14 protein-coding genes are annotated in these 12498 nt (G+C 53.1%); 6 read left to right on the top strand and 8 right to left on the bottom strand.

The annotated features are described in order from the left end of the window. Positions 1-169 precede the first annotated feature (169 nt). From xseB to PMPD1_RS06035, 4 genes are all read left to right on the top strand, one after another. Positions 170-412 (top strand): exodeoxyribonuclease VII small subunit, encoded by a 243-nt coding sequence (gene xseB, locus PMPD1_RS06050; RefSeq protein WP_173633193.1) that lies wholly within the window; start codon positions 170-172, stop codon positions 410-412. After that, a complete protein-coding gene (gene ispA, locus PMPD1_RS06045; RefSeq protein WP_173633192.1) occupies positions 412-1311 on the top strand; it encodes a (2E,6E)-farnesyl diphosphate synthase in 900 nt (299 codons plus the stop codon). Before xseB ends, ispA begins: the two co-directional genes overlap by 1 nt. 19 nt (positions 1312-1330) lie before the next feature. Beyond that, positions 1331-3196, top strand: a complete 1866-nt coding sequence (gene dxs, locus PMPD1_RS06040) for a 1-deoxy-D-xylulose-5-phosphate synthase (RefSeq protein WP_173633191.1) — start codon at positions 1331-1333, stop codon at positions 3194-3196. A gap of 118 nt (positions 3197-3314) precedes the next feature. After that, entirely contained in the window at positions 3315-4289 is a 975-nt protein-coding gene (locus PMPD1_RS06035) for an aldo/keto reductase (RefSeq protein ID WP_173633190.1), read from the top strand. Between the two features lie 33 nt (positions 4290-4322). Here the strand turns inward: PMPD1_RS06035 and pgpA are convergent, their stop codons facing one another. The 6 genes from pgpA to nrdR form a co-directional block, all read right to left on the bottom strand. Further along, complete coding sequence (gene pgpA, locus PMPD1_RS06030) at positions 4323-4829, bottom strand: phosphatidylglycerophosphatase A (protein ID WP_173633189.1); 507 nt, start codon at positions 4827-4829, stop codon at positions 4323-4325. Beyond that, positions 4807-5784, bottom strand: a complete 978-nt coding sequence (gene thiL, locus PMPD1_RS06025) for a thiamine-phosphate kinase (RefSeq protein ID WP_173633188.1) — start codon at positions 5782-5784, stop codon at positions 4807-4809. The genes pgpA and thiL overlap by 23 nt, the downstream gene beginning before the upstream one ends. A 54-nt stretch (positions 5785-5838) precedes the next feature. Next, complete coding sequence (gene nusB / locus PMPD1_RS06020; RefSeq protein ID WP_173633187.1) at positions 5839-6258, bottom strand: transcription antitermination factor NusB; 420 nt, start codon at positions 6256-6258, stop codon at positions 5839-5841. Positions 6259-6275: 17 nt separating this feature from the next. Beyond that, positions 6276-6746, bottom strand: a complete 471-nt coding sequence (gene ribH, locus PMPD1_RS06015; protein WP_173633186.1) for a 6,7-dimethyl-8-ribityllumazine synthase — start codon at positions 6744-6746, stop codon at positions 6276-6278. Between the two features lie 86 nt (positions 6747-6832). After that, positions 6833-7936 (bottom strand): bifunctional diaminohydroxyphosphoribosylaminopyrimidine deaminase/5-amino-6-(5-phosphoribosylamino)uracil reductase RibD, encoded by a 1104-nt coding sequence (gene ribD, locus PMPD1_RS06010; RefSeq protein ID WP_173636129.1) that lies wholly within the window; start codon positions 7934-7936, stop codon positions 6833-6835. Positions 7937-7939: 3 nt separating this feature from the next. Further along, on the bottom strand, positions 7940-8389 hold the full coding sequence (nrdR, locus tag PMPD1_RS06005) for a transcriptional regulator NrdR (RefSeq protein WP_173633185.1): 450 nt from the start codon (positions 8387-8389) through the stop codon (positions 7940-7942). 177 nt (positions 8390-8566) lie between these two features. On the opposite strand from nrdR, the gene lysM reads away from it, so the two are divergent. Together lysM and PMPD1_RS05995 are read left to right on the top strand one after the other, a co-directional pair. Continuing rightward, positions 8567-9004 (top strand): peptidoglycan-binding protein LysM, encoded by a 438-nt coding sequence (gene lysM / locus PMPD1_RS06000; protein ID WP_173633184.1) that lies wholly within the window; start codon positions 8567-8569, stop codon positions 9002-9004. 29 nt (positions 9005-9033) lie between these two features. Beyond that, positions 9034-9600, top strand: coding sequence for a SadB/YajI family lipoprotein (locus PMPD1_RS05995; RefSeq protein ID WP_173633183.1), 567 nt, complete (start codon positions 9034-9036; stop codon positions 9598-9600). A 50-nt stretch (positions 9601-9650) separates the two neighbouring features. On the opposite strand, the gene secF is transcribed toward PMPD1_RS05995, so the two are convergent. Beyond that, positions 9651-10619 (bottom strand): protein translocase subunit SecF, encoded by a 969-nt coding sequence (gene secF / locus PMPD1_RS05990; protein WP_173633182.1) that lies wholly within the window; start codon positions 10617-10619, stop codon positions 9651-9653. A 10-nt stretch (positions 10620-10629) separates the two neighbouring features. After that, the gene (gene secD, locus PMPD1_RS05985) at positions 10630-12477 is read right to left on the bottom strand and encodes a protein translocase subunit SecD (protein WP_173633181.1); all 1848 of its coding nucleotides are present in this window, start codon (positions 12475-12477) and stop codon (positions 10630-10632) included. Between the last annotated feature and the right edge of the window lie 21 nt (positions 12478-12498).

Below are 12498 nucleotides of genomic sequence, written 5' to 3'. Positions count from 1 at the left end.
TATAGCAAAGTAGCCTGAGCCCTTTGCATCCGAGGCGCGGCAGTATATCACTATTGTTCGCTGACCGCCTGTTTTACTGGTATACCCCATCATTATTTTGCTAATTATTTCGAGTCGGATACCATGAATGATTGCACTATGATGAAAAACCCGTGAGCCGATACGAATTATGCCGAAAAAAGCCGAACAGCCCGCCAGCTTTGAAACTTCCTTACAGCAGCTTGAGCAAATCGTTACGCACCTGGAAAGCGGCGAACTGTCGCTAGAGGCAGCGTTGAATGAGTTTGAACGCGGCGTACAATTGGCACGTACGGGCCAGCAAACGCTGCAGCAAGCGGAACAACGCGTACAAATTCTGCTAAGCGACGATAAAGACGCCGCTCTGGCGCCTTTTACGCCGGATGATGAATAATGGATTTTGCTCAACAGCTTGATACCTATCGTCAGCGCGTAAACCTGGCACTGGCGCGCGCATTAGCGCCACTGCCGTTTCAGAGTTCTCCACTGGTCGAAGCCATGGAGTACGGCGCACTATTAGGCGGTAAGCGCCTGCGCCCATTTTTGGTGTATGCCACCGGTGAAATGCTCCATGCCGATTGCGCTGCGCTGGATGTGCCGGCGGCAGCAATCGAGTGTATCCATGCTTATTCCTTGATCCACGATGATTTACCCGCGATGGATGATGACAGTTTGCGTCGCGGTCAGCCCACCTGCCATATCAAGTTTGGCGAGGATACGGCGATTTTGGCCGGTGATGCATTGCAAACCTTAGCGTTTTCTCTGCTTGCCGATGGCCCAATGGCTGGCGTGGCGCCGCAACACCGCCTCGCGATGGTGTCTGAACTGGCGCAAGCCAGCGGCGTGGCCGGTATGTGCGGCGGGCAGGCATTGGATCTGGCAGCGGAAGGTCAACAGGTTGATCTGCGCGCGCTTGAGCAGATCCATCGTTTTAAAACCGGCGCACTTATCCGCGCGGCGGTACGGTTAGGCGCTCTGACGGCGGGTGAAACGGGTCGCCAGGCGTTACCCGCGCTGGATAGCTATGCGAATGCGATCGGCCTCGCCTTTCAGGTACAGGATGATATCCTGGATGTCATTGGCGATACGGCTGTGATTGGCAAGCGCCAGGGCGCCGATCAGGATTTGGGAAAAAGTACCTATCCGGCATTAATGGGGCTGGAAAATGCCCAAGCCAAAGCATGGGATCTGTATCAGGAATCCCTCAACGCGTTAGAAACGCTGGCCGCGCAATCATTTAATACGCAACCATTACAAGCGCTGGCGAGTTTCATTATTGAACGCGATAAATAACTTCCACGATGAGTCTCCGATGAGTTTTGACATTGCAAAATACCCAACGCTGGCGCAGGCAAGCTCGGTAACAGAATTACGTTCATTGCCAAAAGAGAAATTGCCGAAACTCTGCGATGAATTGCGCCAATATCTGCTGGATAGCGTAAGCCGCTCCAGCGGTCATTTCGCCTCTGGCCTTGGCGTGGTGGAGCTTACCGTTGCGCTCCACTACGTGTATAACACGCCGTTTGATCACTTGGTCTGGGATGTTGGTCACCAAGCCTATCCGCATAAAATTCTGACCGGGCGGCGTGATCGTATTGGTACTATCCGGCAGAAAAATGGTCTGCATCCGTTCCCGTGGCGGGAAGAGAGTGAGTATGACGTGCTGTGCGTCGGTCACTCCTCGACCTCAATTAGCGCCGGGCTAGGGATGGCGGTCGCCGCTGAGAAAGAAGCCAAAGGTCGCCGCACCGCCTGCGTCATCGGCGATGGTGCAATTACCGCCGGGATGGCGTTTGAAGCGATGAATCACGCGGGCGATATTAAGGCTGACCTGTTGGTGGTCTTGAACGATAACGAAATGTCGATTTCCGAAAACGTCGGCGCGCTAAATAATCGTCTGGCTCAGATCCTGTCTGGAAAGACCTACGCACGGCTACGTGAAGGCGGGAAAAAGGTCCTTACTGGTCTGCCGCCAATTAAAGAGCTGGTCAAGCGTACGGAAGAGCACCTGAAAGGTATGGTGGTACCAGGCACGCTGTTTGAAGAGTTAGGGTTTAATTATATTGGCCCGGTTGACGGGCATGATGTGCTGGCGTTGGTGCATACGCTGAAAAATATGCGTGACTTAAAAGGTCCGCAGTTTCTGCATATTATGACCAAAAAAGGCAAAGGCTACGCGCCAGCCGAAAAAGATCCCATCACCTGGCATGCGGTACCGAAATTTGATCCAGCCAGTGGCCTATTGCCCAAAAGCGTCGAAGGCTTGCCGAGTTACTCGAAAATTTTCGGTAACTGGCTGTGTGAAATGGCTGCCGATGATAACAAACTGATGGCGGTTACTCCGGCAATGCGTGAAGGGTCCGGTATGGTGGGGTTCTCGCGCGAATACCCGGCGCAATATTTTGATGTAGCTATCGCCGAGCAACATGCGGTCACCTTTGCCGCCGGGCTGGCGATCGGTGGCTACAAACCGATTGTCGCCATCTATTCAACCTTCCTGCAACGCGCCTATGATCAAGTGATCCACGATGTGGCAATCCAAAAACTACCGGTGCTGTTTGCTATCGATCGCGGCGGTATTGTGGGCGCGGATGGGCAAACCCATCAGGGTGCGTTCGATCTCGCTTACCTGCGCTGTATTCCTAATATGGTGATTATGACGCCAAGCGACGAGAATGAGTGCCGCCTGATGTTATATACCGGTTATCACCGCAATGATGGCCCCAGCGCAGTACGTTATCCACGCGGAAATGGTACCGGTGCCACGCTGGCTCCCCTGGCGGCGCTGCCGTTAGGTAAAGGAGTGACCAAGCGTCAGGGCGAGAAACTGGCGATCCTGAATTTCGGCACCTTATTGCCGGAAGCACAGACCGTGGCGGATGCGCTAAATGCCACACTGGTGGATATGCGTTTCGTTAAACCGCTCGACGAGAAGCTGATACTTGAGCTTGCCGCAACCCATGAATCATTGATTACGCTTGAGGAAGGTGCAATCAAAGGCGGCGCAGGTAGCGGCGTAAACGAGTTGCTGATGGCAAAACGAACGCCGGTGCCAGTGTTGAATCTCGGTTTGCCGGATGAATTTATTCCACAAGGGACGCAAGACGAAATTCGCCATGACTATCGGCTGGATGCATCAGGCATTCAGCAACAAATTGACGACTGGCTGGCGCAATAAACCCCTCTGCTCCCCATAATCGACGATGGGGAGCACGCTCACCTGCTATGCTTATTGATTAGGGTAGATAAAAACCTCATCAGCCATTTAGGCTTAACCCTGACAAGCAGGAGCAGTAATGAACACCATTCAACTCGGTACAACTGACCTTACGGTTTCACGTCTATGTCTTGGCTGTATGACTTTCGGCGAACCCCAACGCGGCACCCATGCCTGGACGCTGCCCGAAGAGAGCAGCCGCCCGTTAATTAAGCAAGCACTGGATGCCGGGATTAACTTTTTTGACACCGCGAATAGTTATTCTGATGGCAGTAGCGAAGAAATTGTCGGTCGGGCGCTACGTGACTATGCTCGACGTGAAGACGTGGTCGTCGCCACCAAAGTCTACAACCAAATGAGCAACCTACCACGCGGCCTGTCGCGCAAAAATATTTTACAATCGATTGATGACAGCCTCACCCGGCTGGGAATGGACTATGTCGATCTATTGCAAATTCACCGTTGGGATTATGAGACGCCGCTGGAAGAGACGCTGGAAGCGTTACATGATGTCGTAAAAGCGGGTAAAGCGCGTTATATCGGCGCCTCATCAATGTACGCCTGGCAGTTTGCCAGAGCATTATATACGGCTGATCTTCACGGCTGGACACGCTTTGTGAGCATGCAGGATCAATATAATTTGATTCAGCGCGAAGAAGAGCGTGAAATGCACCCGTTATGTCAGGCGGAGAACATTGCGGTACTACCGTGGAGCCCGCTGGCACGTGGACGTTTAACCCGTCAATGGGGAGAAACCACCGCACGTTCGGTATCCGATGAGTTCGGCAAAACCTTGTACAGCCAAAGCGAAGACAACGACGCGGCCATCGCTCAACGCGTCGAAACCATCGCCAAAGATAAAGGCGTCAGCCGGGCGCAGGTGGCGCTAGCCTGGATGCTCACGAAACCGGCGGTTACCGCGCCGATTATCGGTGCGTCACGCGCGGAGCAACTGGATGATTTGGTTAAAGCTACCGAGGTGGAACTCACGACCGAAGAAGTGGCGGAACTGGAAACCGTTTACCAACCGCATCATGTTGTTGGATTTCAGTAATGCATACAAAAGGCCGGTAAACCGGCCTTTTCCTTACAGCAACCAGTAATGTCCGCAGAGGTAGAGAATACCGGCTGAAATAATCCCCGCCACAATATCATCCACCATAATGCCCATACCACCATGAACATTACGGTCAAACCAGCGAATCGGCCACGGTTTCCACATATCAAAAATACGGAAAATAACAAACCCGGCGGCGACCCATTGCCAACTCAGTACCGGTATCGCCATTAGCGTAATCCACATGCCAATAAACTCGTCCCAGACGATGCTGCCATGGTCATGCACGCCCATATCTTTCGCCGTACGGTGGCAAAGATAGACACCCAAGCTGATGCCAAGCAATACCAGCAGGTAGTAGAGCTGAAACGGCAGCCAGGTCATGAGCCACCAAAATGGAATCGAAGCCAACGAGCCCATGGTGCCAGGCACCCACGGGCTTAGACCGCTGCCAAAACCGGTCGCCAACAAATGCCACGGGTTACTCATCTGTAAACGGCTTTTGGCGACATCTTTATTGCGCGTCAAAATGATCAAATCCTTTTAGGTTCAACTCAACAACTTCGCCATTTTGCCACAACGTCATACCTTCCGCTTCCGGCGCCACTTGGCCGATACAGGTATAAGGGACACCGAGGCGACCAAGCGCCACGTCTAAAGCGCCCCGGTTAATTTCCGGCACGGTAAAGCACAGTTCGTAGTCTTCCCCGCCGCTTAACGCCCAGCGTACCGCCTGGGCGTGGTCGAAATGTTCCAGTAAAACCGACGATATCGGCAACGCATCAATATTCAAGCGCGCCCCGCATTCGCTGGCACGCAAAATATGACCGATATCCGCAACCAGCCCATCTGAAATATCAATTGCCGCGCTGGCGAGATCGCGTAATGCTTGCCCTTGCAAAATACGCGGCATTGGGCGCAAATGACGCTTAATCAAGGCTTCGTGCGCCACAGGGTCGGTAATACGCTCGTGGTGCTGCAATAGCGCCAAACCCGCAGCGCTATCGCCTAAGGTGCCAGTAACGTAAATCCAGTCGCCAATACGCGCGCCCGAACGACGTAATGCGCGCCCTGCCGGAACTAAGCCGTGGATACCTAAGGTTAAACTACGCGGCCCACGCGTCGTATCGCCGCCAATGAGTTGCATATCATAATAATTCAGCAACTCAAACAAACTATCGCTGAACGCTTTAAGCCACGCTTCATCCACCTCTGGCAGCGTGAGCGCCAGTGTCAGCCACGCCGGATCGGCTCCCATCGCGGCAAGATCGCTAAGGTTAACCGCTAAGGCTTTATAGCCCAGATCGGCAGGGTGAATATCACGTAAAAAATGGACGCCTTCCACCAACGTATCGGTGCTGATCGCCAGCGTCTGCTTCTCCGGCACGTTCAGTAACGCGCAGTCATCGCCGATGCCTTTTTCAACATCACGACGCGAGCTTGTCACACGATTAAAATAGCGTGCGATCAGTTCAAATTCGCCACATGACATAATTGCGTTCCAGTGAACCTAAATGAAAAAGGCCGGGAAACCGGCCTCGGGTGATTATTTCTTGTTGGGGCGGATTTGTGGAGCGGCTTTATCCAGCACACCATTGACAAACTTATGGCTGTCTTCGGCGCCGAACACTTTCGCCAGCTCAATCCCTTCATTGATCGCCACTTTGTACGGCACATCAGCGCGTTTACTCAGTTCATACAGCGCGATACGCAGCACGGCTTTTTCTACCTGGCCCAGCTCTTCCAGTTGGCGAGATAACCAAGGCTTCATCAGGCCGTCGAGAAAGGCACTGTTGGTCGCAACGCCAATCAGTAACTCACGGAAATAGGCAATATCAACGTCTTTGACGTCTTGTTCCGCCAGAAACTGATATTCAACATCAGCAATGTCGTTGTTGGACAACTGCCAGGAGTAAAGCGCCTGGACGGCGCACTCACGGGCGCGGCGGCGAGCAGCAGGTTTCACAAAATTCCCCTTAGAAATCAGGCTTTGATGGCTTTCAATACATTAATCATTTCGAGTGCGGTCAGCGCCGCTTCAGCCCCTTTGTTGCCCGCTTTCGTGCCGGCGCGTTCAATCGCCTGCTCGATATTTTCGGTCGTCAAAACGCCGAAGGCAACCGGGATGTCGCTATTCATCGCGACGCTGGCGAGGCCAGAGCTGGCTTCACCCGCAACATATTCAAAGTGGGCGGTACCACCACGGATAACAGTACCTAATGCTACCACTGCATCATGCTTACCGGCTTTTGCCAGCGCACGCGCAGTCATCGGCAATTCATAGGCACCCGGCACCCACACCACGGTGATGTTATCTTCTTTCACCTGGCCGATACGTTTTAACGCATCAAGGGCACCCGCCAGCAGGCTGTCGTTAATAAAATTATTGAAACGCGCAATCACAATGGCAACACGCGCTTCAGGAGTCGCAACAGCAGCTTCGATAATCTTCATAGTCTTCCTTTCAGGGTTCTGTTTGGCCCCGCAGGGGGGCGGATTCTATCATACTCTTCGTCGGTCTGCTTCCGCTTTTCCGAAGTTTAACGCGGGGTCAAGGTTAGGCGTAAATCCGGGCCAACCTGACGAATATCGCTAAAAATAAAGTCAGGCGCATCAGCCAAATGTGCCAAACCCGGTAGCGCACAAAGACCACGCGCCTCGTTGCCTAATAATTTGGGCGCCAGGTAAACCACCAGCTCGTCCACCACGCCCGCCTTGAGTAACGCACCGGCCATCGTCGCCCCGGCCTCTACCCACAGGCTGTTAATCTGCCGTTTACCGAGCGCCATCAGCAGGGCAACCAAGTCGAGACGGTCGGCTAAAGCCGGTACGCAAAGCTGTTGCACACTCTCAGGCCACGGCTGCTCATCCGGCTGGCAACGCGCCAGCCAGGTTTCTCCTGGCAACCCAATTAAACGCTGCTGCGGCGTAACACGGTTATGTCGGTCAATAATAACCCGCACCGGCTGGCGTATTTCACCTTGCGGATAGCTGGCGCGCGTCTCGCTATCCAGCTCCTCCTCACGCACGGTCAGCGAAGGATTATCCGCCAGCACCGTCGCGCTGGTGCTCAGAATCGCCGCGCTACGGGCGCGAAAGCGCTGGACATCCTGGCGCGCTTGCACAGAAGTGATCCACTGGCTCTCTCCGCTCGCCATGGCGGTTCGCCCATCCAGCGATGCGCCTAATTTTAGCTGCACAAAAGGGAAACCGGTACGCATGCGTTTCAGAAAGCCGCGATTGAGCGCCTCCGCCTCCGACATCATCAGCCCATGGCTGACCTCAATACCGGCCTGTTTCAGGCGATAAAGGCCGCGCCCCGCTACCTCAGGGTTCGGATCCTGCATCGCGGCAACCACGCGACTAACGCCAGCGGCGATCAGCGCATCACAGCATGGTGGCGTGCGCCCCAAATGGCTACAGGGTTCCAGCGTAACGTACGCCGTTGCGCCGTTGGCTTTTTCACCCGCCATGCGCAACGCATGAACTTCCGCATGAGGTTCACCTGCGCGCTGATGCCAGCCTTCGCCAACGATCTCCGCGCCCCGCACGATGACACAACCCACATTCGGGTTAGGCGCAGTCGTGAACTGACCACGCCGTGCCAGCTCTAACGCACGCGCCATATAGAATTCATCACGCATCATCTAGTCCTGTAAGCGGGCGATTTCTTCGCCAAACTCGCGGATATCCTCAAAGCTACGGTACACCGAGGCAAAGCGAATATAGGCGACTTTATCCAGTTTTTTCAGCTCATCCATCACCAGATTACCGATCATTTTACTGGGCACTTCGCGCTCGCCGGTTGCCCGTAGCTGCGTTTTAATATGACTAATGGCATTTTCCACATCGTCCGAGTTAACCGGACGTTTTTCGAGTGCCTTCATCATGCCGCTACACAGCTTATCTTCGTTGAAAGGTTCACGAATATCATTGCTCTTCACCACCCGCGGCATCACCAGCTCTGCCACTTCAAAGGTAGTAAAACGCTCATGACAGACCAGGCACTGGCGTCGACGCCGAACGGAAGTACCTTCACCTACCAGACGAGAATCAATCACTTTGGTGTCCACAGCCGAACAGAATGGGCAATGCATGGGTTATCCTGGCTTTCCACGAAATTGAGCAACAGTGTAACGCGAAGTCTCTGTTAACCAAAACCTTTGCCAGCGCATTCGTAGCCTCAATGCTCCCGCAAGGGGACAAAGTGCGCTAAACTTACCGAGCCGTTTAGGCGATCACGATATCAACATAAGGAATTTTGAGGAGACTATATGGGATTGTTTAATTTCGTGAAAGAAGCGGGTGAAAAGCTGTGGGATAGCGTTAGCGGCGCAGCCGATCAAAGTAAGAAACTGCAAGAACACATCAATACGTTGGGCCTGCCGGATAGCGACAAAGTCAACGTTGAAGTGAAAGATGGCAAAGTGACCGTCACTGGCGATGGTCTTTCGCAGGAGTTGAAAGAAAAAATTCTCATCGCCGCCGGTAATGTTGCCGGCATTACCGAAGTTGAGGATAAGGTTAGCGCCGTGCAGAACGAGCCGGAAGCACAGTTTTATACGGTACAGAAAGGCGATACCTTGAGCGCTATTTCGAAACAGTTCTACGGAACGCCCAATCAGTACAACAAAATCTTTGAAGCCAATAAACCAATGTTAACCCATCCGGATAAGATCTATCCGGGTCAGATGCTGCGTATTCCGCAGTAATCGGCAACAGCAGGAAGCGGAGAAACCGGATGACCAGATACGTGCTGGCAAGCATGTTCTCAACCTTACTTCTGGCTGGTTGTAGCAGCGCGCCGCAACCGCAGGCAGTCAACCATTTGCATAATGAAGTCAATAAGCTGAACCAAACCATGCGTCAGTTAACCACGCAGGCGACGGTGCTTGAACAGCAAAATCAGCTTAATGCTAATTCGGCTCAGGGCGCATGGCTGCTTCCTTCAGCCAATACGGCGGTGATATTGCAGAGTAATGCAGGTGAACTGCGTCTCTCGCTTAGCCAGGTCGAGGCGGAGGCTAATGGTACGCGCGCCATCCTGAATATCCGCGCCGCGGGTGAGAAAACTTTGCCCGCCTTGAGCGCCGAAATCGAATGGGGCGAGCGCGACCCGGTTAGCGGCAAGCCGCTACAGGCGAGCGCTTTGTCACAAACGATTAGCGTCCCCTCTTCTTTAGTTCCGCAGGCGAATGCTGAGGTGCCGTTACGGCTAAGCGGTATCACGCCGGAACAGTTAGGGTATGTGCGGGTACATGACGTAACGCTGGATAATAGCGCGGCTCCTGCAACCACAGTGAAATAACGCGTAATAAAAAGGCCACGCAATGCGTGGCCTTTTTTTATCAGAGAACGTTACGGCATGATCGAAGGTTGATCCGCGCCCTCTTTCTCTACCTTCTGCTGGATCATATGTTCACGTTTCATGCCCAACTTCAACGCCAGCGCTGAAGAGACATAAATCGATGAAATGGTACCAATGGTGACACCAATCAGCATGGTCAGCGAGAAGCCTTTCAGCAACGCCCCGCCAAAGATGAACAGTATTAACACCATTGCCAGCGTCGTTGCCGAAGTAATGATGGTACGGCTTAAGGTCTGGGTCAGAGAAACGTTAGTAATATCGTAAGGCGTACCGCGACGAATTTTGCGGAAATTCTCACGGATACGATCCGACACCACGATTTTATCGTTCAGTGAATAGCCAATAACCGACATCAATGAGGCGATAATGGTGAGATCAATCTCGATATGGAACAGCGAGAGAATCCCCATGGTAATAATCACGTCATGCGCCAGTGCCAGTACGGTACCTAATGCAAGGCGCCATTCAAAGCGGATACCGATATAGATTAAGATAGCGATCAATGCGGATAGCAACGCCATACCGCCAGCCTGCGCCAAATCGCTACCCACGCTCGGGCCGACAAACTCAATACGCTTCACGGTGGCGGTTTGGCTGGCGGCCTGGTTGATCACCGAGACAACTTTGTTGCCCAATTCCTGACCTGCGTTCCCTTCCGCTGGCGGCATACGGACGATGATGTCACGGCTGCTGCCAAAGTTTTGCACCTGCGGTTCAACGAACCCAGACTTCTGCAATGCATCACGCAATGCGTCAAGTTCAGCGGGTTTCTCAAGGTTAATTTCAATTACCGTACCACCGGTAAAATCCAGCCCCCAGTTAAAACCGCGTACGCCCATAATCGCTAAAGAAGCCACGATCAATAGCGCCGAGATGATAAATGCCAGCGTATCCCAGCGCATAAAGTCATGCACTTTACGGCCGTGATTAAGCTGTTCAACACTATATTGCTGTGCCACAACGCACTCCTCAGATAGACAGCTTGTTGATGCGTTTGCCGCCGTACAACAAGTTCACAATGGCACGCGTGCCGATGATGGCAGTAAACATTGAGGTGGCAATACCAATTGCGGTAGTGATCGCAAACCCTTTAATCGAGCCGGTCCCCACTGCATACAGGATGATAACCTTAATCAACGTCGTCACGTTGGCGTCAACGATACTGGAGAACGCACCTTTATAACCCTCATGAATCGCCTGCTGAACAGTACGCCCATTCCTGAGTTCTTCTTTGATACGTTCATTGATCAATACGTTGGCATCCACTGCCACCGCCAGCGTCAACACAATACCGGCAATCCCCGGCATGGTCAGCGTCGCGCCCGGCAAGAGCGACATAACACCGATGATCAGCACCAAGTTTGCCAACAGCGCGGTGGTCGCGATCAGGCCAAACTTACGGTAGTAAACCACCATAAACAGAATTGACACCACCAAGCCCCACAAACACGCTTCCAGGCCTTGAGTAATATTCTGCTGACCCATGGTTGGGCCGATGGTACGCTCTTCGACAATTTGAATCGGCGCAATCAAAGCACCGGCGCGCAGCAGTAACGACAACTGACGTGCTTCATTCGGATTGTTAATGCCGGTAATACGGAAACTGTTACCCAAACGCGACTGAATATTCGCGACGTTGATAACCTCTTCTTGCTTCTCGAGGATAGCGCGCCCGGTAGAGTCCTTCTTACCGCTGTCTTTATATTCGACAAACAGGGTCGCCATCGGCTTACCGATATTGTCCTTGGTGAAATTAGACATGATATTACCGCCAGCGCCGTCCAGTGAAATGTTCACCTGCGGTTGGTTGTACTCATCGGTACTGGAGGTAGAGTCGGTAATATGGTCGCCGGTCAAAATCACGCGCTTATACAGGACCACAGGTTGGCCTTCACGCGTTTGTTTTACTTCAGAGTCGCCCGGCACACGGCCATTTGCCGCTGAAGTGGCATCAACGCTGGTATTAACCAGACGGAATTCCAGTGTCGCGGTAGCGCCCAAAATTTCTTTCGCACGCGCCGTGTCCTGAATCCCCGGCAATTCAACCACAATCCGGTCAGAACCCTGACGTTGCACCAGAGGCTCGGCAACACCCAGTTGGTTAACGCGGTTACGCAGGATATTAATGTTCTGCTGGACGGCATATTCGCGCGCTTCACGCAGACGCTCATCGCTCATGACCACCCGCAGCAAATTGTCGCCGCTGGTGTTCAGCACCAAGTCACGGTGGCGCGGGGTCAAATAACTGACGGCAGCATCGCGCGCCGCGGCGTCACGGAAACGAACCTCCACGCCATAGTTATCGATTTTGCGCACGTTGGTATAAGCAATACCTTTTTCGCGTAAATCACTACGCAACCCGTCAGTATTCTGCTCTTGCAGCTTACTTAACGCGGTATCCATATCCACTTCCATCAAGAAGTGAACGCCGCCGCGCAGGTCAAGACCCAGCTTCATCGGCTCTGCCGACAGCAGGCTCAACCATGTTGGTGTCGCGGGAGCAAGGTTAAGCGCCACCACGTAATTTTCGCCAAGGGCTTTCGCAATAGAGTCGCGGGCGCGTAACTGCACATCCGTATTGGCAAAACGCGCCAGAATAGCGCCGTTTTCCAGCGCAACGGATTTGCTCTGAATTTTATCTGCTTGTAGGACATTCTGGATCTGGACCAGCGTTTGCTCACTGGCGGCGCTTCCGCGCGCACCAGTGACCTGAACAGCCGGATCCTCACCATAAAGGTTGGGAAGTGCATATAGCAGACCGACGATAATCACGACGATCAGCATAATGTATTTCCACAAAGGATAACGGTTTAACACGGCAGTTCCCTTAGGGAAAAC

Source organism: Paramixta manurensis (assembly GCF_013285385.1).
Classification (GTDB): domain Bacteria; phylum Pseudomonadota; class Gammaproteobacteria; order Enterobacterales; family Enterobacteriaceae; genus Paramixta; species Paramixta manurensis.
The sequence above is the reverse complement of the archived record's forward strand: the minus strand, read 5'-3'. Positions and strand labels throughout refer to the sequence as shown.